The organism is Cysteiniphilum sp. JM-1 (assembly GCF_008711525.1).
Lineage (GTDB): Bacteria > Pseudomonadota > Gammaproteobacteria > Francisellales > Francisellaceae > Caedibacter.
This window is the reverse complement of sequence record NZ_VXKS01000019.1, coordinates 1-22,777: the sequence shown is the minus strand read 5'-3', so window position 1 is coordinate 22,777 and position 22,777 is coordinate 1. Positions and strand designations below refer to the sequence as shown.

The following is a 22,777-nucleotide window of genomic DNA, read 5'->3' as shown; positions in this document are numbered from 1 at the left end:
TACTATGTTTAAAAACAAAACACTACTCATCACAGGGGGCACAGGATCTTTTGGTAATGCCGTGCTAAGACGTTTTTTGGCAACTGATGTTGCTGAAATTCGTATTTTCTCACGTGATGAAAAAAAGCAAGATGATATGCGTAAAGCATATAATTCGTCGAAGTTAAAATTTTATTTGGGTGATGTTCGAGATATTAACTCCATTCGTGATGCGATGCATGGCGTGGATTATGTATTTCATGCTGCGGCATTAAAGCAAGTCCCTTCCTGTGAGTTTTACCCGATTCAAGCAGTGCAGACAAATGTATTGGGTACTGAGAATGTGTTAAATATCGCGATTGAAAACAAGGTGGAAAAAGTCATTGTATTGAGCACAGATAAAGCGGTTTACCCAATTAATGCGATGGGAATGTCCAAAGCCTTGATGGAGAAAGTTGCAGTGGCTAAATCACGCAACCTTGATGATGCGGTTACGACGATTTGTTGTACGCGCTATGGTAATGTTATGGCATCGCGTGGTTCAGTCATACCATTGTTTATTGATCAAATTAAAAATAATAAGCCAATTTCAATCACCGATCCGCAAATGACACGCTTTATGATGAGTCTTGATCAGGCAGTAGAGCTGGTTTTATTTGCGTTTAATAATGGTCATAATGGCGATATTTTTGTGCAGAAAGCACCGGCTGCGACCATAGAGTTGTTAGCAAAAACACTAAGAAAACTACTTAATGCGCCAGATCATCAGATCAAAATCATAGGCACGCGCCATGGTGAGAAACTCTATGAAACTTTGCTGACACGTGAGGAAATGGTCAAAGCAAGAGATTTGGGGGAGTACTATCAAATCCCTGCGGATGGGCGAGATCTTAACTATGATGTTTATTTTGAGGAAGGTGCCGAAGTAGTAACACAAGCTGATGAGTATCATTCACACAACACGCATCGTTTGAATGAAAAAGAGCTTATCGATTTGCTATTTAGTTTGCGCGAGATTCAAGAAGATTTACAAACTCTAGGAATTGTAAAGTGATAGAAAGCACAAAAGCAGCAGACGTGGAAAAAGTAAAAAAAGCGAAAAAAATGAAAAAAGCAATGAAAGTGATGACGATTGTTGGCACACGTCCGGAGATTATCAAGCTAAGTCGTATTATTGCTGAGCTTGAAAAGCAGATGGATCATGTTTTGGTGCATACGGGGCAAAATTTTGATTATGAGTTGAATGAAATATTTTTTAATGAAATGGGGATCAAAAAACCGGATTTCTTTTTAGATGCGGTAGGCGAGAGTACCGCACAAACCATAGGTAATATTATCTTTAAAGCAGATGAAGTGATTGAAAAAGTGAAGCCAGAAGCCATCTTACTCTATGGTGACACCAATAGCTGTCTATCGGTTATTGCTGCAAAGCGCCGCAAGATTCCGGTATTTCATATGGAAGCGGGAAATCGCTGCTTTGATGAGCGCGTGCCTGAAGAGTTAAATCGCAAGATTGTTGATCACCTGAGTGATATTAATCTGCCTTTAACCGAGCATGCGCGAAGATATTTAATCAATGAAGGCATTAAACCTGAAACTATTATTAAATCGGGTTCTTGTATGCAGGAAGTATTGCAATTTCATCAGGCGGATATTGCTAAGAGCAAAGTATTAGATCGTTTATTATTAACTGACAATGGCTATTTTGTATTAAGTGCGCACCGCGAGGAAAATATCGACTCAGACGTAAACTTTCAGCATTTAATCGAGACTTTAAACACCTTATGTAGCTTCTATGGTAAAAGGATCATTTTTTCAACACATCCCAGAACAATGAAAAAAATACAAGCGCTTGAGGCTCAAGTATTAAACCCATTGGTTGAAATTATGAAGCCGCTAGGTTTTTTTGATTACATTAAACTGCAGCAACATGCATTTTGTACCATTTCGGATAGCGGGACAATTGCCGAGGAAGCCTCGTTGTTAGGATTCCCTGCGATTACAATTCGCAATGCGCATGAACGACCTGAAGGGATGGATGAAGGTGTTTTGATTATGTCTGGTTTAAGAAAAGAAAGAGTGCTGCAATCTGTTGAGATTATTACATCGCAATATGCACAATATGGCGCAACAAGAGTTGTAGCAGACTATGATGCCCCGAATGTTTCCACCAAAATGGTGCGCATTATCCAAAGCTATACGGATTATATTAATCGTACTACATGGAAGAAAAACATATGATAAAGGTTTTGGTGATTGGTGCTGGTGGTATGCTTGGACATTTGCTTGTGCAATACCTAAGAGAGACTGCTAGTTATGAATTATTTACTGCCTCAAGAACACCTAAAAATGAATCACATCATTTTCAGCTTGATGTCTATGAGCGTGACAAGTTAGAGAAGCTGATTGAAAACATAGCACCGAACTATGTGATTAATTGTGTTGGTGTGCTTGTGCAAGACGCACAAAATCACCCAGATAATGCAATATATGTTAACGCTTACTTTCCGCATTTCTTAGATAGACTTTCTCAAGCACTTAACTATAAGCTTGTCCACATATCCACAGATTGTGTGTTTGATGGTAAAAAAGGCGGATATACAGAAGTTGATATCCCTAATGAAACAAACTTTTATGGTCGCTCGAAGGCATTAGGTGAGGTTGTTAATGATCGCAACTTAACCATTCGCACATCAATCATTGGTCCTGAGACAAAAGCGCAAGGTGTTGGATTATTCCATTGGTTTATGCAGCAAAAAGGAGATATTCAAGGCTTTAGTAAGGCAATCTGGTCGGGTGTTACTACTTTGGAGCTTGCCAAGTTCATTCATTTCTTAATGCTGAATCAGCTGCCACTTAATGGTTTAATTCATTTGGGTAATAACCAGCGCATATCAAAGAAAGATTTATTGTGCATTTGTCAAAAAGTATTTAATAAGCGTGATGTTAATATTCAGGATAATGCGGTGTTTGAGTCAGATAAAAGCTTTATAAGTACGCGAAGCACTGTTGATTATATTGTTCCTGATTATGAGGTGATGATCGTTGAGATGCATCACTGGATTAACATGCATAGGGCACATTACCCTATGTATCAGCAGCAAAACTAGTATATACTGCCAAATTGAATTTAAGTGAAGGGTAAGTTAACCATAATTTAGGTAAGATGAAGATACTAATTCTGACAGATGACTATTTGCCAAAAAGTAAGAAAGCCTCAGCGAAAATGTTGCATGAGTTAGCATGTGAGTTTATAAAACGTGGGCATGAAGTCAGTTGTGTTACCCCAAACTCATATGGTGAAGCAGATTATCAGCTATTAGATGAAGTGAGGATATATCGTTTTAAAACAGGAAAGGTCAAGGACACAAACAATCGATTGAGACGTGTGATAAATGAATGGCAATTCTCACGCAAAGCTTGGAAACTGGTGATAGACCAAGGTTTTAAGCCAGATGCGGTTGTTTATTACTCGCCATCAATTTTCTTTGGTAAGGCAGTTGCCAGAATAAAACAGCATTTTAATATCCCAAGTTATCTTATTTTAAGAGATTTTTTCCCGCAGTGGGTTATTGATCAAGGGATTATCAAAGAGAACTCGCTTCCTGCTAGAGTGTTACGTAAATATGAGGATATCAATTATCAAGCAGCCGATCGCATTGGTGTGATGTTACCGGCGAATTTAGATTGGTTTAATCAGTTTACACGTAAACAATACCAAAGTAAGGTTGAAGTGCTTTACAATTGGGTTGATGCCAGTGCATTAGCTGAGATAAAGCCAGATGTGGGTTTTAGGAAAAAGTATCAGCTTGAAGATAAAGTTATTTTTATTTATGGTGGCAATATTGGGCATGCGCAGCGTATAGAAAATATTGTTGAGCTAGCCCGTAGATTAAAGCTACATCCTAAAGCACAGATTGTTTTAATTGGACAAGGGAGTAAATATCAATTTATTTCAGAGATCATTCAAAAAGAGCATCTAAACAATATTTTACTATTGCCAGGGTTGCCGCAGTCTGAGTATTTTGCCATTCAAAAAGTAGTTGATGTAGGTTTATTTTCGCTACATAAAGATCATAAAACACATAACTTTCCCGGAAAAGTATTGGGTTATTTAAGCCAACCAATGCCGATACTTGGTTCAGTAAATCCTGGAAATGATTTAATTGATGTTGTTGAGGGAAATAAAGCAGGCTTTGTTTCGATTGCCGATGATGATGAAATGCTTTATCAAAATGCTTTACAACTGCTAGACAATAAATCGTTACGACAAGAATGTGCGGTTAATGCACAAAAGCTAGTCTCATCATTATTTTCTGTTGAAGTAGCGGCTGATAAGGTAATAGAAGTACTGAATAAGTGGTAATTATAAAAATTGCCATGTAAGAAAATAATACTTGTATTATGATAACCCAAGTTATCACAACCTGGGTTATTATAATTATGAAGTTTTATAACCGAGAAGATGAGTTAGCACTTGGCGATATTGATGGTCTCCTTAAATAGGGAAAAGGCAAAAATATGAAAAAACTCCCGATTGGTATCTCAAGTTTTGAGAAAATTATTAATGAAAACTATGTTTATATTGATAAAACTAAGCATATTGATCAGCTGGTGAACAAAGGCGCGGGGCGTTATTTTCTATCTCGTCCTAGACGCTTTGGTAAGTCGTTGTTGATTGATACAATCAAACACGCCTTTGAAGGTAATAAAGCATTATTTAAAGGTCTCCATCTTGAGAATTATTGGGATTGGCAAACAATATATCCTGTAATACACCTTAATTTAGGCATAAGCTCGAGCTATCATAGTAAAGAGCGCTTTTTTACTGAAGTGCATAGTATGTTGGATGAACATGCAAAGAAATATGGTGTCGTATTAAAGCAGACAGATTATGGCGTTAAGTTTGGAGAATTAATTAGGCTACTACATGAAAAACATCCACAGGGCATTGTTGTATTGGTGGATGAATATGATAAGCCCATCTTGGATAATATCACTAGTAATGAATTAGCGATGCAAATGCGTGAAATTCTGAAAGGTCTTTATACTTACATTAAACAGAATGATGAATGTATTAAATTTACTATGCTAACCGGCGTTTCAAAGTTTAGCAAAGTCAGTTTATTTAGTGATTTAAATAATTTAGATGATATAACTTTAGATGCTAAATATGCTGATATTTGTGGTTATAACCAAGCAGAATTAGTAGAAACTTTTAACGAGCATTTGCAGCAAGGTAAAGTTAATTATGACTTATTAAGACGTTGGTATAATGGTTATAATTTTGCAGGAAGTGAAAAGCAAAAAGTCTATAACCCTTTTGATATCTTATTATTTATAAGTAAAGATTTTCATTATCGTAATTATTGGTTTGAAACAGCAACACCAACATTTCTAGTGAAAATGGTGCAAAAGAATCGCTATTTTATCCCTGATTTTGAAAGTGTTGTAGTCAACGAGCATTTGTTGAGAACCTTTGATGTTGATAATATGCCGATTGAAACACTTTTATTTCAGACAGGATACTTAACGATTAAAGAAATGTTTCTCCGTGGGCATGTCATTGCTTATCGATTGAGCTATCCAAATTATGAGGTCAAATATAGTCTTAATAACAGCTTGGCAACAATAGCGACAAATGACAGTAAGAAAAATCAAGTGATAGATCATATGATTAGCGCTTTTGAAAGAAATGATTTTGAGCGTTTAGGTGAAATTATATGTAGTCATTTTGCAAGCATCCCGCATGATTGGTATCGTAATAATCATATTGATCAATACGAAGGATTTTATGCCAGTATTGTTTATAGCTTTTTGGCAGCACTTGGTTATGATTTGATTGCTGAAGATGTGACAAATCACGGGAGAATTGATTTGACACTTGTCATGCCAGATAAGGTAATGATTATTGAGTTTAAACTACAAAAATATGGTGACGCCAAAGAGGCTGTTGCCCAGATCAAGTCACGTCAATATGCTCAAAAGTATGAGTCTTATAATAAACCAATCTATTTAATTGGGATGAGTTTTGATGACAAACAGCGCAATATATCTGATTTGTATGTTGAAAAGTATGAATGTTAAATAAGGTTTGTGATTAAATGAAAACAACAACTATTTTTGGTTTAACAGCTAGTCAGTTTGTTGAGCTAATGTGCATTCTAGATAAAAATAAAGCATCTCTTAACGAGGTGGTCTTATTTGGCTCAAGAGCAAGGGGCGACTATAAGCCTGCTTCAGATATTGATCTAGCAGTTGATTATAAAGGTGACACAATCAGTTTGAACCAACAATTTGAAGAAAGCACTTTACCTTTCATAGTTGATATTGTTGACATCAAATTATGCAGAGATAAAAAAATATATCAGCATGTATTGTCAGATGGTATTATGCTGATCAAGAATCATCTTGAAGAGAAAAATTGGATGTCATTGGCGTTATTAAATGAAAAGCTGGATGATTTTAACTCGGCTTTAATGCGTTTGGAAGAGGCGATTGAAAAAGATATCTATAAAGATGATATGTATTTAGATGCTACGATCCAGCGGTTTGAATTTTGTTATGAGCTTTGTTGGAAATTGATTAAAGCTTATTTAAAGTACGTTGGCATTGATGTTAATAGTCCAAGAGCAGCTTTTCGTGAGGCGTTTAAAGAAGGATTGATTTCTGAAGTTAGTATCTGGCTTAAGATGCTTGATAAAAGAAATCTGACATCACATACTTATCATGAGGATATGGCAAAAGATGTTTATTATGCCATTAAAGATGATTTCTATGACTTATTGGCGGGATTTAGAGATAAGATATCGATTTTAGTGAAAGAGTTACTTAAGTAAAGAAACAATATATCAGAAATATAAGCTTATCTGAGTTGGATTTCCTAAACTAAACCGCAGGCAAAATCAGCGTTTTTAGTATATACTCCAGTGCCATAGAAATTTATTTAATTGAGCTGCATGAATAAGTCATCGGTTATTAGTTTTATTTTGGAGGCACTTGTTTTTGTGCTACTTGTCTGGGCTTACGAATATATATGGAGTCTCAGTCAGGAAAGTATTGTATTTATGATCGTGATTTTTTGTTTTAGCTGGTTGTATCGTTATCAACGTTCGACAAGATTGCTTGAGTATTATTCACATATTATTATCGTCTCATTGTTCTTTTTTGTTATTGTTGCTTTGGTGACGATTGTATTGCGTAAAGCATCACATGTTTTTTTAGTGGGTGGCTGCGCCATTATCAGTTGGTTGGTGATTGTTTGTGTTGCACGTTTTGTGATTATTCGTGCCTTTGGACATCCTTATCGCATTTTGATGCATCCACAACTTATGTCAAAAGTTGCAATGAGTCACAAAGTTAAATTGATTCAAAAAGCTGAAGTGACACCTCATGATCTTAAAACGATTGATGCCATCGTGGTTGATCGAAAGTTTCAATATAGTAATAATTGGAATCAGTTAATTTTTCACGCAAGCCAGCACGATATCCCTGTATTTACGTTAACAGCCTATGAAGAGCTTATTGAACAAAGGTTGTCCTTAAGTCAGTTGCAGGAAAACTGGATGTATGCTGGATTTAATATCCCATTGTGGTATCGCTTGCTTAAAAATAGTTTGGAATTCTTGTTGTCACTTATTTTGTTACCCTTACTCATCGTTGTTTTTGCATTGGTGGGTATGATTATTTTAATTACCATGGGCAGACCAGTATTTTATATGCAATCAAGAATGGGCTTTAATAACAAACCGTTTAAAGTATATAAATTCAGATCAATGGTTAAAAATGCTGACAAATCAGGTGAAACGGTAGCAGGAGATATGCGTGTTACCAAATTTGGTGCGTTTATGCGTAAATTTAGAATTGATGAATTGCCGCAGTTTTTAAATATTCTAAAAGGTGATATGAGTCTTATCGGTCCACGCCCTGAATGGATAGAAACCGCGCGACAGTTTGAAAAAGAAATCCCGTTATATCGATTAAGACATATTGTAAGACCGGGGATCACAGGGTGGGCGCAAGTGACTCAAGGGCATACGACAGGTGCTGATGGTAATTATGAAAAGCTGCAATATGATTTATATTATGTAAAACATTACTCACTTATTATGGATCTTAAGATTGTTATGAAGACGATTTATACCATTTTAACTGGGTTTGGCGCTAAATGATGGCAGTAACCGCTGAAACAAAATCACAACGCTTGACAGCTGCTACTGTAATCCTCGAAAATACTTTACCTATAGACTTGTTGCTTTGCTTAAAGTGAAAGCAAGCCGAATGAAAACAATAACATCTGGAGTGAATAATGCCTGTAATTACTTTGCCGGACGGGTCGCAGCGTGCGTTTGAGAAACCTATTTCTGTGTATAACATTGCCTTGGATATTGGGCAGGGCTTAGCGAAAGCCACCTTGGCTGGTATTGTTAATGGCAAAGAAGTAGATACGAGTTTTATTGTGGAGCATGATGCAACCTTGACCTTAATTACGGCAAAAGACGATAAGGGTTTAGAAATTCTACGTCACTCTTGTGCGCACTTGTTAGCGCAAGCGGTCAAACAGCTTTATCCTCATGCGCAGGTAACAATTGGTCCTGTGATTGAAGATGGCTTTTATTATGACTTTGCTTATGAGCGTGCGTTTACCCCTGAAGATTTAGAAAAGATCGAAAAGCGTATGTATGAATTAGCGGCACAGGCGGAAGATGTGACACGTGCTGTTAAATCACGTGATGATGCGATCACTTACTTTGAAGCTATTGGCGAGAAATATAAAGCTGAAATTATTGCTGATTTGCCGCAAGGAGAAGTATTAAGTTTATACTCACAGGGTGATTTTACTGATTTGTGTCGTGGACCACATGTGCCAAATACATCGCATCTAAAGGCTTTTAAATTAATGCGTGTGGCGGGCGCTTATTGGCGTGGAGACTCAAAGAATGAGATGTTAACGCGTATTTATGGCACGTGCTGGGCGGATAAAAAGCAGTTAAAGCAATATTTGACACGTCTTGAAGAAGCTGAGAAGCGCGATCACCGTAAGATTGGCAAGGCGCTTGATTTATATCACTTTCAAGAAGAATCCCCTGGTATTGCTTTTTGGCATCCAAAGGGCACTGCTATTTGGCGTGTTGTTGAGGATTATATGCGTTCATCGAACGAAAAATATGGCTGTACTGAGATCAGAACGCCATTGATTGCTGATATCTCGATGTGGCAGAAGTCAGGACATGCCGCAAAATATGCTGAGAATATGTTTATGACGCATTCGGAAAATCGTGAATATGCGATTCGCCCAATGAATTGCCCAACTTGCGTTCAGGTTTATAATCATCATTTGCATAGCTATCGTGACTTACCGATTCGCATGGCAGAGTTTGGTGTTGTCCACAGAAATGAGGCATCGGGTGCTTTGCACGGGTTGTTGCGTGTCAGAAGTTTCACACAAGATGATGGGCATATTTTCTGCACAGAGGCGCAAATCGAAGCTGAAGTGGCGCAAATGGTTGAGCAATGTTTTGAGGTTTATCGTGATTTCGGCTTTACTGATTTTGATGTCAAACTCGCACTTCGTCCTGAAAATCGTGTCGGCTCCGATGAGATCTGGGATAAATCAGAAAAAGCCTTAGCCGATGCGCTTAATAATCAAAAGGTGGCTTTTGAGTATTTGCCTGGAGAAGGTGCTTTTTATGGACCAAAAATTGAATTTCATTTAAAAGATGCGATAGGCCGCAGTTGGCAGTGTGGTACGATTCAGCTGGATTTATCGATGCCGATGCGCTTGGGTGCGACATTTATTGATGAAAATAGTGATAAGCAAGTGCCGGTGATGTTGCATCGCGCGATCGTTGGTTCACTCGAGCGTTTTATTGGTGTCTTGATTGAACATTATGCGGGTAAATTGCCAGTGTGGTTGTCGCCGATCCAAGTGGTGTTGACTGGAATTAGCAATAAACAAGATCAATATCTCAAAGAAGTTGAGCAAAAATTAAGAAAACTTGGTATTCGTACACAAATTGACTTGAGAAATGAAAAAATAGGGTTTAAAATCCGCGAGCACACTTTAGCACGAGTGCCGTTTATGGCGATTGCTGGAGAAAAAGAGCAGTCTTTGGGTCAGATCACCGTCAGAAAACAAGATGGTAGCGATCTGGGTGCATTAACGATTGATGCACTTGCTGAGCTTTTGTTGTCAGAAATTGAGAAAAAAGGTCGAGTAAGCCTAGAAAACCTAAATTAGGAGTTTGAGTTATTAACAAAGCAGACCAGAAAGTGCCGATTAATGAAAATATTAAGGCAAAAGAAGTCCGTTTGATCGGACCGGAAGGAGAGCAAATTGGCGTTGTGTCGTTAAGACAAGCGTTAACACAGGCAGAAGAACATGGTATGGACTTGGTGGAAATCTCCTCACAGGCAGAGCCACCAGTGTGCCGTATCATGGATTATGGCAAATTCTTGTTTGAACAAGGCAAGAAAAAAGCCGCTGCAAAAAAGAAGCAAAAGCAGATGCAGGTCAAGGAAATTAAAATCCGTCCTGGAACTGATGTTGGGGACTATCAGGTAAAACTACGCAACCTGATAAAGTTTCTAGAAAGTGGCGATAAAGTCAAGATCACTGTTCGTTTTAGAGGTCGTGAGATGGCGCATCAAGAGTTAGGTGTTGATATGCTTAAACGCTTGGAAGCTGACTTAGACGAATACGGCGTGGTTGAGCACCGACCGAAAATGGAAGGTCGCCAAATGGTTATGGTCTTAGGACCTAAGAAAAAATAATCGCATGTCAGGCGCAAGCTTGAACATGTCATAAAAATGGTAAAATGCGGAGTATATTATGCCAAAAATAAAAACAAACCGAGGTGCTGCTAAGCGCTTTAAAAGAACTGGTAAGGGTGGTTTTAAGCATCGTTCAGCGAACCGCGCTCACATTAACACGAAGATGACAACTAAGCGTAAGCGTCATTTACGTGGTATGTCTCAAGTTGCTAAAGCAGACGTACCAAGTTTGAATCAACAAATGCCGTATGCATAAGTGTTAGTAACAATTTTTTAAAGTGGAGTAGATTATGCCTAGAGTAAAAAGAGGCGTGGAAGCACGTCGTCGTCATAAGAAGATTTTAAAACAAGCCAAAGGCTATTATGGTGCGCGCTCGCGTGTGTACCGTGTTGCTAAGCAAGCGGTTATCAAAGCAGGTCAATATGCGTATCGTGACCGTAAGCAGAGAAAAAGACAGTTCAGAGCACTTTGGATTGTGCGTATCAATGCCGCAGCGCGTCAGCATGATCTAAGCTATAGCCTATTTATAAATGGCTTGAAAAAAGCGAACATTGAGCTTGATCGTAAAGTATTGGCTGAGTTAGCAGTATTCAACAAAGATGCATTTGCGCAATTAGTTGAAAAAGCAAAATCAGCATTAGCAGCTTAATAGTAAGCGCGAGTTGAATTAAAGGGTGTGCTGGAAGCAGTACACCCTTTTTTTATGCGTACTTTTTAATTATCTAAAATCGTATGATTTTGTGTCTGTTCATTGAGGATAAATCCTGTCATGGTAACTGCTGTTAACAAAGGGTTACTTTAATAGTTGCTTATACTATGGTATTTATTTTGACTATTATTGAGTAGAGAATATAAAACGCTAGGGGAATGCTCTAATGCAGAATGTAAAAAGTGGAAAGAATCAATATATGAGCTTTTGGATGCTAGTGGCGCTAGTTTCTGGCAATATGGTTGGCTCGGGGATATTTTTATTGCCATCAGGTTTGGCAAAGTTTGGTTCAATTAGTATTTTGGCGTGGATTTTCACGGCCATTGGTTCGGTGTTATTAGCACTTGTTTTTTGCAGCTTTAGTCGCTTGGTACCCAAGGTTGATGGGGGACCTTACACTTATGTACGTGTGGGGATGGGTAACTTTCTAGGCTTTCAAAGCGGTTTTGGCTATTGGGTGTCATTATGGGTAGGAAACTGCGCAATCTCTTTGGCAATGGTCGGGTACTTGAGTTTCTTTTTCCCGATTTTGTCAGATAAGTTAATGACTGCGATTACTGCGATTGGCATTATTTGGATCATTACTTTCTTTAATATGTTTGGTGCGCGCACGGTTGGATGGCTGCAACTACTATCAATGATTGGTAAAACGATTCCGTTGCTTTTTATCATTTTTTCTGGAGTTTGGTATATTCATCCAGAGTATTATTTAGAGTTTAACCGTACCGATAGCTCAAGCTTAAGTGCATTAAGTGCTGCTGCTTCATTGACCCTTTGGGCGTTTATTGGTTTGGAGTCTGCCGCAGTGACGGCAAGCAAAGTTAAAAACCCACAAAAAACCATTCCATTGGCGACATTAACCGGCACATTGATTGCGGCATTTATTTATATCGCGAGTTCTACAGTGATTATGGGTATGGTGCCCGCAGCAGAGCTTGCAAACTCGAATGCGCCATTTGCTCTAGCTGCAACAGAAATTATTGGTCAGGCTGGTGGTGTCTTTATTGCCATCGCTGCAGTGATTGCGTGCTTAGGCACACTTAATGGTTGGATTATGGTAACGGCAGTGGTCTCAAAATCAATTGCTCAAACTAATCTTTTCCCAAAAATATTTGCCAAAGAAAATCGCTATGGTGCACCAAGTTTTAGCTTGATCTTATCAGGCGTGCTCATGACGATATTATTGTTATTGACGATGTCAAAAGCTTTAGTTGAGCAGTTTGAGTTGATCATTCTTATGGCAGTTTTAACCGCATTAGTCCCTTACTTTTACACGACGATATCGAATATTCTAGTGATTAAACAGCAAGATAAAAACAGCCCATTTTGGCAAATGTCGATTATTGTTGCCGTACTCGCGTGCGCTTATTCATTCTGGACAATATTAGGCTCAGGGCAGGAAGTTGTCTACTATGGCATGATTCTGTTCTTTCTGGGCACACCAATTTATGCGATTGCTGAGTGGGTTAATTTACAAAGAAAAGGTCAGTAGATCTCACAAAATCATTGAACGCAAAATAATCATCTGTATAATGCCCTATGCAATCATATCATTGATTAATTAACGTTACGCATTTTAGAAAAAGTGCGTAACTTTGGTGATTCAATCAATAGAATAAAACGACACAGAGTATATAGATGCAAGATACGGCAATTGAGAAAGTAGTAACAAAAATAAACCTAATGAATTTCTGTCAAAAAGACTTGCAAATCTACTTTGCAAGTATTGACGAGAAACCATTTCGAGCCAAACAAGTGTTTAAGTGGATTCATCAAAAGGGTATCACATCTTTTGATGACATGAGTGATTTAAGTAAAGCCTTGCGTCAGAAGCTGATGGATGTGGCTGAAGTGGTCGCTCCTAAAGTGGTATTAGATAAGCCATCAAATGATGGCACGCATAAATGGCTTATCGATGTGGGTGGTAATCTGGTTGAAACCGTTTATATCCCAGAAGGCGCGCGTGGTACATTGTGTGTATCTTCACAAGTGGGTTGCACGTTGAACTGTAGTTTTTGCTCAACGGGCAAGCAAGGCTTCAATCGTAATTTAACCATTGCTGAAATTATTGGTCAAGTGTGGACAGCAGTGCGTGCATTATCAAAGCAACAAGGTGAGCATGATAGACACGTGACCAATGTGGTGATGATGGGCATGGGTGAGCCATTGATGAACTTTGATGCTGTAGTCAGTGCGATGGATATTATGATGGATGATCTGGCATATGGCTTGTCAAAGCGTCGTGTGACACTAAGTACATCGGGTGTTGTGCCGCGTATTTATGATCTACTTGAGCAGTCAGATGTCTCATTAGCCGTATCACTACACGCGCCAAATGATGCGCTTCGCAATGAACTGGTGCCGATTAATAAGAAATATAATATTGATGAGCTAATGGCAGCATGTAAGCTTTACGCGCAACGTGGTCCACATAAAGAAATCACCTTTGAGTACACGCTAATGGAGCATGTTAACGACGAGCTTGAGCATGCAAAAGAGCTAGTAACACTATTGAAGTCAAAACAGGTTCCGGCTAAGATCAACCTTATACCATTTAACCCATATCCTGGTACGCCATATAAGAAGCCAAGCAATAACCGAACACATCGCTTTCAGCAATATTTGATGGAAGCAGGTTTCGTGGTAACGATTAGAAAAACCAGAGGTGATGATATTGATGCAGCATGCGGTCAACTTGCAGGCAAAGTGCAGGATAAAACCAAGCGTCAGGCGCGATATCAACGTAGCTTAAGTGAGGCATAATGCTAAAAACAAGGAATCCATTGGTCAAGGCAGGACTTTTTATATCGATTGTAATGATAGCTGGGTGTGCTAGCAATTCCAAACAATTACCAGATATCCCCGAGGCACCTACTGTTGATTATGCTAAAGCGGCAAAGATTAATGCTGAATTAGCCGTTGTTTACGCGCAACGTGAGATGCTTGATCGTGCCAAAGAGAAGCTCTTAAAAGCCAAGTCACAAGATGCTAATGTGCCGACAATTTATTATGCCGAAGGCTTGTATTATCAAAACTTAGGCATGCCAGATCTTGCTGAGCGCTCTTATGAAAAAGCATTACGTATGGCACCAGATGATTTCCAAGCCTATAATTTCTATGCGCAATTTTTATGCATGGATAAGCATCAATATCAACAAGCCAATAGTTTATTTCAGCGCTCAATTGTCCTGCCAAAAAATATTAATTTAGCTGAGACTTTTACCCTTTATGGGCGTTGCTTGTTAGAACAGGGTGATAGTAAACAAGCCAAGCGCTATTTTGAGAAAGCGATAGATCAGGGGGCTGGAAGTACTTTGTCTTACTGGGAGCTTGCGCAACTTGAGTATCATGAAAGAGACTATAAAGATGCGCTTAGTATGGTTAATCGTTATATTGAATTAGCGGGTAAGACACAAGAGAATATCAAGCTTAAGATGGATATATTACAAGCCTTAGGTAATTACAATGAAGCGGCAACCTTACGCTTGCAGCTGAGCTCGAAATTGTACGAGTAAGGTATCTAGATGATTCTATCGATGACCAAGCGCTTGTTTAGAACCAATCGCAGGCTGTGTGTTTATCACAATGAGATTGATCACAAACGCAAGACGTTACTTTTTTTGCATGGTATTACCGGAAGTGCAATTAACTGGCAGGCGCAATTTAGGAAGTTCTCACCTGAGTATAATATCGTGGCTTATGACTTATATGGTCATGGGCAAAGTGGTCGCCCTAAAAAAGTCATTGAATGCTCAATGGTGCAAAGTGTGCTTGATGCACAAAGCGTGATTGAATATTTCAAACTTGAAAATATCACGATTATTGCTTATGGCTATAGCGCATTGATTAGCTTGCTGTTATGTGAAAAATATCCGAAATTGATTCAAAAACAATTATTAATTAATCCGATCCCTTATGAACAATTAACCGATGTGCCATGGTATTTACAATGGCCATTTTCATGGGGCTATCGTTTTTTTCGTTTAAATGAAGCACAAGTTGAGTCGCAGGGCAATAATAGTGCTAGCTTGCCACGGTTATGGGTGATTAGAGCATATTACCAAGCATTATTAAGCTTGCCTGCTTTGGATATACACTCAAGTAAGTTACGCATTAAAACTATGGTGTTGCGTTCAGTAAAATATCTGCCAGCTAAGCGTGAGCGGGTTGATAACTTCTACAAGGTCTTTTATCGTGCACGTGTTAAACCGCTTGAAAGCATTTCACCTTTTCCAATGCGACAATCGAAAACACGGGTTAATCACTTTTTAAGTCAGACGATCGATGAGTTAAATATTCATGCCTTTCGCAATCTGGTATTTGAGGGCGCAGGTGTCAGAGGAATTGCCTATAGTGGTGCGATTACTGCACTTGAATCATTGGGCGTTTTAAAAAATATTCATCGTTTTGCAGGTACTTCAGCCGGTGCGATTTATGCGATTTTGTTGGCAGTTGGCTTTAATGCCAAAGATGTCGAGGAAATTGTAAGTAAGCTTGATTATCGGCTATTTATGGATGCTAGTCGCAATTTTATCAGTAACTCAACACGTTTAATTACTGATTTTGGCTGGTATAAAGGAGACTTCTTTATCAGTCATATGGCTGAGCTTATTGCGCGAAAACTTGGCGATGGTTATATCGATTTTGCGACAATGAAAAAACTAACCGGTAATGATTTATATATTATTGGCACTAACCTTACCAAAGAGTGTGCGGAAGTTTATAGTGCTGAGACAACGCCAACGATGCAAGTGGTCGAAGCACTTAGAATCTCGACATGTATCCCGATGTTATTTCGCGCAGTTAAGCGCAAAGATGGGGCTCAAGAGAATGTTCTTGTCGATGGCGGACTAATTTGGAATTGTCCTTTAGAATTATTCGATGATAAAAAGTATATGCACAATACGCTTAATGCCTTGTATGACGGTGCGTCAAATGATGAAGTGTTTAATACCGAAACCTTAGGCTTTCGTTTAGATCCTAAAGAAGACCCCTTAAAGCAAATGCGCAAAGGTTCACAAGGGTTTCATAAGATAGGGCATATTTTTGAATTCACCCGAGAGTTTATGAAGTTTTATTCATTAGCCTCACTTAAGCGACACTTAGAGCCAAGCAATTGGAATCGTGTTGTTTTCGTTGATACCTTGGATATTATGGGCACGGATTTTGAGATCAGCCAAGAGGAAATCTACCAATTAATTGAGCAAGGAAAAACAGGCGTATATGAACACTTTTCTTGGCGAATGAGTGAAAATGGGGTAAAGTTCCCGCAGTAATTGAATTTATTCTACGAAGTACATAAAAATGCGTAATCAAAACAAGCAAAACAACCAAAATAACAAAAATAATCGAAATCCTAAATCAAATAGTGATCATAAAGACAAGCTGCAGAAACTCTTAGCGTTAGCAGGTCTTGGTTCACGGCGCAAGATGGAGGAGAAAATTCTCGCTGGACGCGTGAGTGTGAATGGTAAAGTTGCACAAATCGGCGATCGTGCGTCATTTGATGATAAGATCATTGTCGATGGCAAACCATTACGTAACCAAGCAGTTGTATTATCGCGTCCGCGAGTGATTATTTATAATAAGCCAGATGGCGAGATTTGCACAAAGAGTGATCCTGAAGGGCGCAAAACAGTATTTGATGCCTTGCCAAGATTGAAAATCGGGCGTTGGATTATGGTGGGGCGCTTAGATATTAACACCACAGGATTATTGCTATTTACTACTGATGGTGAGCTTGCTAATCGCTTAATGCATCCATCATATGAAGTTGAGCGTGAATATGCCGTGCGTTTATTCGGTGATATTGAAGATAGCGTGATCGAGCAGCTTAAAATGGGCATTATGCTTGACGATGGTGAGGCGAAGTTCAGCACTGTGCGCTTTGTAGGTGGAGAGGGCATAAACAAATGGTATCATGTGACCTTGTCAGAAGGTCGAAATCGTGAAGTAAGACGAATGTTTGAAGCTGTTGGCGTGCAAATAAGCCGTTTAACACGTGTGCGTTATGGCAATCTTACTTTACCTAGGTATTTAAGTGCCGGTAAATCAGAAGAGCTAAGCCCACAGGATGTTAATGCTTTGCGTCAAAGTGTTCAAATGAGACGTTTTTATTTCCCTAAGAGTTTATTGGATAAATTAGATCGTAAGCGTTAATAATGAATCAAACAATCCTGCCAGAATTAAATTCAGATGAGCGTTTGCGTGTGGCAGAAATGTATGCTCATATTGCCAAGGTCATTGCTAATAACAAAGCACCCATTAGCTTTCAGCGTTTTATGCAAGAGGCGCTATATGCGCCAAGTTTAGGGTATTACACAGCAAATAAACCAAAGCTTGGTGAATCAGGTGACTTTATGACAGCACCGATGAGCTCAAGCCTTTTTGGGCAAACCTTTGCCTTACAATTTGCGGATATCTTGCCAAAACTGGGTGGCAATCCGGTCATTATTGAGTTTGGTGCGGGTACGGGAAAATTTGCTTTGGATTGTCTGCAACAGCTTAAGTCTCTTAATGCTTTGCCTCATGCTTATTATATTATTGAGCTAAGTCCTGATTTGAAGCTTGAGCAACAACGCTTATTAAAGTCAGTAGGGGATTATCACCAGCATATTCATTGGTTGGATAAATTGCCAATAGAAAAGCTTGATGCCATTGTCTTTGCCAATGAAGTAATCGATGCCATGCCGGTTGAGTTGATATCTATTAAGGATACAGCAGCAAAACGCATGATGGTCGATCATCAACAAGATCAATTTATTTGGTGTGATCAAGAGATTACGGATCCGTTATTAGCAGCAGCGATTAATCGCTTACCATTACAAAGATTATTATCCATTGAAGATTACCAAACTGAGATTAACCTATGGATTGAGCCATGGTTAACATCAATTCATAGCGTGTTAAACCGTGGTGTGGTTTTTATCTGTGATTATGGTTATCAGCGTGATTTGTATTACAGCAGTGCGCGTAGTAAAGGCACATTGCAATGTTATTTCAAGCACCATGTGCATGATAATCCGTTGATTTATGCTGGTGTGCAAGATATCACGGCACATGTTGATTTTACAGCTATTGCTGAATATGCTGAAAATCTTGGCTTTGTGCTTGATGGTTTTGCCACACAAGGCAGTTTTTTAAGCCAAGCAGGAATTATGTGTGCTTATGAAAAGCAGCAAACAGATTTAAATGAAAAAGAGAAATTACGATTAAATCAAGAATTGAAATTACTGACACTAAGCACTGAGTTAGCTGAGAATTTTAAAGTCATGGCGTTATCTGTTGACTATGATGATGTGATTGAAGCATTTGATGATATTGATGTAAGTTATTTATTGTGAAATATGTAAAAGATATAAAAGTTAAAGGAGTTGTAAATTGTTTAAAGAAAATGCATTAACACCTGAGCATATTTTTAGAGCGTATGATATTCGTGGGACTTATCCTGAAGATCTAAATGAGAACGTTGTGTTTAATATCGGTGTAGCATTCGCGCAACAAGCACGTCTACACGGTGAGCAGAAGGTTTTTATCGCGCGAGATGGTCGTTTATCAGGCCCAAGCTTATTAAAGTCATTAGCAGACGGTTTGCAAGCCGGAGGCTGTGACGTGATTGATGTTGGAGCGGTGCCAACACCTGTACTTTATTTTGCTGCGAAAACACAAGGCAATGGCACCGGGATTATGTTGACAGGTAGTCATAATCCCGCGAATTACAATGGTCTTAAAATGATGATTGGCGGGCACACCTTAGCGCAAGATGATATTCAAGTATTAAAGAAAATCATTATAAAAGGTGAAGCAAAAGAATATAAAGTTGGTGCTTATCAATCACTTGCGATTGATGATAAGTACATTGATTATATTGCCAAACAAGAAAAGCTTGCTAAACCGTTAAAAATTGTGATTGATGCAGGTAATGGCATCACAGGTGAAATTGCTCCTAAATTGTTTAGAAAGCTAGGATGCGAAGTCATTGAGCTATTTTGTGAGATTGATGGCACATTCCCAAATCATCATCCTGATCCAAGTAAGCCTGCTAATTTAAAAGACCTTATCGCTGCGGTTAAAACACATAATGCTGATGTTGGTTTGGCCTTTGATGGTGATGGTGATCGCTTAGGTGTGATCACACCTAAGGGTGAGAATATCTTCCCAGATCGTCAGTTGATGCTTTATGCCGAAGATGTATTAAAAGTCCATCCACAAGCGACCATCTTATTTGATGTTAAATGTACTAAGAATCTTGCTGAATTTGTTGAGAATCTAGGTGGCAAGCCGGTGATGTCACAAACAGGACATGCGCTGATTAAAAAGAAAATCAAAGAAACGGGTGCTGAGCTTGCCGGAGAGATGAGTGGGCATACGTTCTTTAATGATCGCTGGCTTGGTTTTGATGATGGTTTATACACGGGAGTTAGATTATTAGATATTCTGGCAAATAGTGATGCGTCTCTAGATCAAATCTTTGCACGTATTCCACAAAGTATCAACACCCCTGAAATCAATATTGAAGTCACTGAAGAACAAAAATTTGCGGTGGTCGATAGCTTAGTGAAGCAGGCAGATACAAAGTTCAATAATGCAAAAGTCATTACCATTGATGGTGTGCGTGTTGAGTTTGAAGATGGCTGGGGATTGGTTCGCGCATCGAACACCACACCATGCTTAGTCTTGCGTTTTGAGGCAGATAGCGAAGAGGCGCTAACGCGCATTAAAGATGATTTTAGCCAGTGGGTTGAGTCGGTTATAAATACCTGTGCCGTATGATCTGCCTGATAGTTTTATCCCGCTCATAAATCATTTTAGTAACTGGAGTTACTTGGAAAAAGCATAAGGAGCACATGTATGCGTGTGATATTCACAATAATTTTAGCTGTTGCTGCAACACAGTTAAGTCCTGCTAATACTCAGCTTGAGAGAACACTAACTTCAGCAATTGGCACTTATCATTTAGAGAGTGCACTGGTTGCGGTAAAAGTGATTAATGCAAAAGAGGGTAAAACGGTATTAGCATTCAATAGTCAAAAGAACATAATGCCAGCAAGTATTGCCAAGCTTTTGACAGCGGCAGCGGCATTGTTGAGCTTGGGGCAAAATTATCAATATAAAACGAAACTTTATTATGATCGCAAAGATCAAAAAGGCGTTGATAATGTATATATTGATTTATCAGGTGATCCAAGTTTGACATCTGAAGCATTGGCAGCGTTGCTTCAGGGTCTTTCGCAGCATCATATTAAATCAATTGCGGGAAATATTTATCTCATTAATCAACAATTTCAAGGACGCGATTATCCGATTAACCAAAGTCAAAGTGATAGTGTGTTTGGCTTTGGCACGCAAAGCTCAGCATATACTTTGAATGAAAACCAAGTGATTTTAAAGCTTCAATCTCAAGAGAATTATTTCAAGGTGGATAAGCTCGGTGGCGAGACAATAGATTATGATAATAAGCTGTTAGCCGCTGACGATAATATGCTTAAAACGTGCCAGTTTAATGCAAGTATGACTGCGCAAAATAAGCTTATTTTAGCAGGCTGTTTACCAAAAGGGGATTTCACCTTTAAATTTGCGATTACCAACCCTCACAAAATGTTTGAGAAAGTGTTGCAACAGCAACTTAAAAAGCTAGATGTAGGCTTCAAAGGTAGTATCAAAGAAATCAATGGTAAACCCGCTAGCCTCAAACTCATCAGTCTACATAACTCACCTGATTTATCTGCTTTGCTTAAGCATATGCTTGTGCTTTCTGATAATCTTTATGCGCAAAGCTTATTAAGAACTTTAGGTTATAAAGCACATCAAGTAGGCAGTCTGGTCAGTGGTAAAAATGCCATGCTGGAAATTTTGCATAAAAAGCTTGCACTTAATACGGATGATATTCAATTGGAAGATGGTGCAGGCATGTCAGAAAATGATTTGTTAAATACGGATTTCATCGTTGATTTGCTTTATAAAATGCAATCACAGAAAAGCTTTAATATTTTCAAAATGTCACTTCCAGTCTATGGACAATCAGGCACTTTAAAATGGCGTAATAATCAAGAATTGGTGGGTAAAGTCTTTGCCAAAACAGGCTCAGGAACAACATCTATAGCGTTATCTGGTTATATCAAAGCGCAGGATGGTCAGCAGTATGTGTTCTCGATCTTGATTGGAAATCTACTCACATCACAGAAAAAGCAAGCGCTTCAGTTACAAGACGATATCTTGCAAACGCTGTATCTACCTAAACAGTGAAAATTTAACGTCTTCTAAGGGCAAGTTTAACAAAATTAAGATCTTGTTTCTGTCTTAACTTTGCTAAACACCCTATCCTCCCCCCAGAGTATTGCAATAATGTATTAGCTTTCTTTGAACTGGCTAAGATGGGGTTAGATTATCAATAATCTGTTAATTAATAAACATACCGAATCATACAAAATGTATTGCGCCTGAAGTGGATGAGGTTAATTGCTCTTTTGTTTTTTAAGTGAGCGACGCTTTTTAATTATTTCAATAATTGCAGGCATGATTGAAACAAGAATAATCGCAATAACAAGGTAGCTGAAGTTTTCTTGCATAAACGGAATGTTACTAAAGAAATAGCCAAGATAGGTGATTGATCCGACCCAGATAAATGCGGCAATAACACTTAAAGTGATAAAGCGGCGATAGGGCATCTCACCCATACCAGCAGCAAATGGCGTGAAGGTGCGAATAATCGGCACAAAACGCGCAATAATAATGGCTTTGGCACCATACTTTTCAAAAAACTGATGGGTTTTTTCAAGATGAGAGGTTTTAAGAATTTTAGCATCAGGTTTAAAAAGCTTCTCACCAAACAAATGACCCACCCAATAGTTAACGTTATCACCCAAAATTGCAGCAAACGCTAAGACAAACACCATTAAATGAACATTTAGATTGGTGGTTGCGGTAATAATACCAACGGCAAATAATAAAGAATCACCGGGCAAAAAAGGCATAATTACTAAGCCAGTCTCGCAAAAAATAATTAAAAATAACAGCGCATAAGTCCAAAGTCCAAAGGTGTTAACTAGTGTGTTCATATGAACATTTAGGTTGAGTACAAAGTCAACAAGGTAGTGTATCAAATCCATAAAACAGCGAAGGCCTTCTCTTAGCAAAATTAAGTTGGCTGCATTATAACGAGAGATTGCTAGAGGGGCTATGAAAACCTTATTAACTATACCCAACTTGGTAAGCAAAATTTCTGAAACGTAGACAGCATAAGGCATTGAGCCATACACAAAGTTGAGTTAAGGCACTACAGATTTTTTTTGATTTTTTGTGGAGACGTGATCGAC

Annotated in this window: 20 protein-coding genes; 19 read left to right on the top strand and 1 reads right to left on the bottom strand. The window is 38.6% G+C overall.

The features are described 5' to 3' along the window. Window positions 1-4: 4 nt before the first annotated feature. The 19 genes from F3D68_RS08695 to dacB all read left to right on the top strand — a co-directional run bounded on the left by F3D68_RS08695 (window position 5) and on the right by dacB (window position 21,707). Window positions 5-1,033, top strand: a complete 1,029-nt coding sequence (locus tag F3D68_RS08695) for a polysaccharide biosynthesis protein (RefSeq protein ID WP_151194047.1) — start codon at window positions 5-7, stop codon at window positions 1,031-1,033. A gap of 23 nt (window positions 1,034-1,056) precedes the next feature. Beyond that, window positions 1,057-2,220 (top strand): non-hydrolyzing UDP-N-acetylglucosamine 2-epimerase, encoded by a 1,164-nt coding sequence (wecB, locus tag F3D68_RS08690; protein ID WP_224728275.1) that lies wholly within the window; start codon window positions 1,057-1,059, stop codon window positions 2,218-2,220. Continuing rightward, window positions 2,217-3,089, top strand: a complete 873-nt coding sequence (locus tag F3D68_RS08685; protein WP_224728274.1) for a dTDP-4-dehydrorhamnose reductase family protein — start codon at window positions 2,217-2,219, stop codon at window positions 3,087-3,089. Before wecB ends, F3D68_RS08685 begins: the two co-directional genes overlap by 4 nt. Window positions 3,090-3,145: 56 nt before the next feature. Further along, a complete protein-coding gene (locus tag F3D68_RS08680; protein WP_151194045.1) occupies window positions 3,146-4,345 on the top strand; it encodes a glycosyltransferase family 4 protein in 1,200 nt (399 codons plus the stop codon). Between the two features lie 155 nt (window positions 4,346-4,500). Further along, the gene (locus F3D68_RS08675; protein ID WP_151194044.1) at window positions 4,501-6,066 is read left to right on the top strand and encodes an ATP-binding protein; all 1,566 of its coding nucleotides are present in this window, start codon (window positions 4,501-4,503) and stop codon (window positions 6,064-6,066) included. A 17-nt stretch (window positions 6,067-6,083) separates the two neighbouring features. Then, window positions 6,084-6,818, top strand: coding sequence for an HI0074 family nucleotidyltransferase substrate-binding subunit (locus tag F3D68_RS08670; protein ID WP_151194043.1), 735 nt, complete (start codon window positions 6,084-6,086; stop codon window positions 6,816-6,818). A gap of 120 nt (window positions 6,819-6,938) precedes the next feature. After that, window positions 6,939-8,150, top strand: a complete 1,212-nt coding sequence (locus F3D68_RS08665; protein WP_151194042.1) for a sugar transferase — start codon at window positions 6,939-6,941, stop codon at window positions 8,148-8,150. A 137-nt stretch (window positions 8,151-8,287) separates the two neighbouring features. Then, entirely contained in the window at window positions 8,288-10,219 is a 1,932-nt protein-coding gene (thrS, locus tag F3D68_RS08660; RefSeq protein ID WP_151194041.1) for a threonine--tRNA ligase, read from the top strand. Window positions 10,220-10,230: 11 nt separating this feature from the next. After that, entirely contained in the window at window positions 10,231-10,752 is a 522-nt protein-coding gene (gene infC / locus F3D68_RS08655) for a translation initiation factor IF-3 (RefSeq protein WP_151194040.1), read from the top strand. A gap of 58 nt (window positions 10,753-10,810) precedes the next feature. Continuing rightward, a complete protein-coding gene (rpmI, locus tag F3D68_RS08650; RefSeq protein ID WP_117003270.1) occupies window positions 10,811-11,008 on the top strand; it encodes a 50S ribosomal protein L35 in 198 nt (65 codons plus the stop codon). Between the two features lie 34 nt (window positions 11,009-11,042). Further along, window positions 11,043-11,402, top strand: coding sequence for a 50S ribosomal protein L20 (gene rplT / locus F3D68_RS08645; protein WP_117003271.1), 360 nt, complete (start codon window positions 11,043-11,045; stop codon window positions 11,400-11,402). A 226-nt stretch (window positions 11,403-11,628) separates the two neighbouring features. Beyond that, the gene (locus tag F3D68_RS08640; protein WP_151194039.1) at window positions 11,629-12,954 is read left to right on the top strand and encodes an amino acid permease; all 1,326 of its coding nucleotides are present in this window, start codon (window positions 11,629-11,631) and stop codon (window positions 12,952-12,954) included. A 146-nt stretch (window positions 12,955-13,100) separates the two neighbouring features. Continuing rightward, window positions 13,101-14,225: a 23S rRNA (adenine(2503)-C(2))-methyltransferase RlmN gene (rlmN, locus tag F3D68_RS08635; RefSeq protein WP_151194038.1), complete on the top strand. Its 1,125-nt coding sequence runs from the start codon at window positions 13,101-13,103 to the stop codon at window positions 14,223-14,225. After that, a complete protein-coding gene (gene pilW / locus F3D68_RS08630; protein WP_151194037.1) occupies window positions 14,225-14,977 on the top strand; it encodes a type IV pilus biogenesis/stability protein PilW in 753 nt (250 codons plus the stop codon). The genes rlmN and pilW overlap by 1 nt, the downstream gene beginning before the upstream one ends. Before the next feature lie 9 nt (window positions 14,978-14,986). Further along, window positions 14,987-16,738, top strand: a complete 1,752-nt coding sequence (locus F3D68_RS08625) for an alpha/beta fold hydrolase (RefSeq protein WP_151194036.1) — start codon at window positions 14,987-14,989, stop codon at window positions 16,736-16,738. A gap of 28 nt (window positions 16,739-16,766) precedes the next feature. Beyond that, window positions 16,767-17,621, top strand: coding sequence for a 23S rRNA pseudouridine(2605) synthase RluB (gene rluB / locus F3D68_RS08620; protein WP_151194035.1), 855 nt, complete (start codon window positions 16,767-16,769; stop codon window positions 17,619-17,621). A 2-nt stretch (window positions 17,622-17,623) separates the two neighbouring features. Then, window positions 17,624-18,805, top strand: coding sequence for a class I SAM-dependent methyltransferase (locus F3D68_RS08615; protein ID WP_151194034.1), 1,182 nt, complete (start codon window positions 17,624-17,626; stop codon window positions 18,803-18,805). A gap of 37 nt (window positions 18,806-18,842) precedes the next feature. Continuing rightward, window positions 18,843-20,234 (top strand): phosphomannomutase/phosphoglucomutase, encoded by a 1,392-nt coding sequence (locus F3D68_RS08610; RefSeq protein ID WP_151194033.1) that lies wholly within the window; start codon window positions 18,843-18,845, stop codon window positions 20,232-20,234. Between the two features lie 78 nt (window positions 20,235-20,312). Next, window positions 20,313-21,707, top strand: coding sequence for a D-alanyl-D-alanine carboxypeptidase/D-alanyl-D-alanine-endopeptidase (gene dacB / locus F3D68_RS08605; RefSeq protein ID WP_151194032.1), 1,395 nt, complete (start codon window positions 20,313-20,315; stop codon window positions 21,705-21,707). A 209-nt stretch (window positions 21,708-21,916) separates the two neighbouring features. Here the strand turns inward: dacB and F3D68_RS08600 are convergent, their stop codons facing one another. Next, on the bottom strand, window positions 21,917-22,570 hold the full coding sequence (locus tag F3D68_RS08600) for a DedA family protein (protein ID WP_117003280.1): 654 nt from the start codon (window positions 22,568-22,570) through the stop codon (window positions 21,917-21,919). Window positions 22,571-22,777: the final 207 nt, after the last annotated feature.

Bases quoted from the DNA above. Each gene is read 5' to 3' on its own strand.
- F3D68_RS08615 (WP_151194034.1), top strand. From the start codon at position 17,624: ATGAATCAAACAATCCTGCCAGAATTAAATTCAGATGAGCGTTTGCGT.
- thrS (WP_151194041.1), top strand. From the start codon at position 8,288: ATGCCTGTAATTACTTTGCCGGACGGGTCGCAGCGTGCGTTTGAGAAA.
- dacB (WP_151194032.1), top strand. From the start codon at position 20,313: ATGCGTGTGATATTCACAATAATTTTAGCTGTTGCTGCAACACAGTTA.
- F3D68_RS08695 (WP_151194047.1), top strand. From the start codon at position 5: ATGTTTAAAAACAAAACACTACTCATCACAGGGGGCACAGGATCTTTT.
- F3D68_RS08640 (WP_151194039.1), top strand. From the start codon at position 11,629: ATGCAGAATGTAAAAAGTGGAAAGAATCAATATATGAGCTTTTGGATG.
- rluB (WP_151194035.1), top strand. From the start codon at position 16,767: ATGCGTAATCAAAACAAGCAAAACAACCAAAATAACAAAAATAATCGA.
- rplT (WP_117003271.1), top strand. From the start codon at position 11,043: ATGCCTAGAGTAAAAAGAGGCGTGGAAGCACGTCGTCGTCATAAGAAG.
- F3D68_RS08680 (WP_151194045.1), top strand. From the start codon at position 3,146: ATGAAGATACTAATTCTGACAGATGACTATTTGCCAAAAAGTAAGAAA.
- F3D68_RS08685 (WP_224728274.1), top strand. From the start codon at position 2,217: ATGATAAAGGTTTTGGTGATTGGTGCTGGTGGTATGCTTGGACATTTG.
- F3D68_RS08665 (WP_151194042.1), top strand. From the start codon at position 6,939: ATGAATAAGTCATCGGTTATTAGTTTTATTTTGGAGGCACTTGTTTTT.
- pilW (WP_151194037.1), top strand. From the start codon at position 14,225: ATGCTAAAAACAAGGAATCCATTGGTCAAGGCAGGACTTTTTATATCG.
- F3D68_RS08675 (WP_151194044.1), top strand. From the start codon at position 4,501: ATGAAAAAACTCCCGATTGGTATCTCAAGTTTTGAGAAAATTATTAAT.
- rlmN (WP_151194038.1), top strand. From the start codon at position 13,101: ATGCAAGATACGGCAATTGAGAAAGTAGTAACAAAAATAAACCTAATG.
- F3D68_RS08670 (WP_151194043.1), top strand. From the start codon at position 6,084: ATGAAAACAACAACTATTTTTGGTTTAACAGCTAGTCAGTTTGTTGAG.
- F3D68_RS08600 (WP_117003280.1), bottom strand. From the start codon at position 22,570: ATGGATTTGATACACTACCTTGTTGACTTTGTACTCAACCTAAATGTT.
- rpmI (WP_117003270.1), top strand. From the start codon at position 10,811: ATGCCAAAAATAAAAACAAACCGAGGTGCTGCTAAGCGCTTTAAAAGA.
- F3D68_RS08625 (WP_151194036.1), top strand. From the start codon at position 14,987: ATGATTCTATCGATGACCAAGCGCTTGTTTAGAACCAATCGCAGGCTG.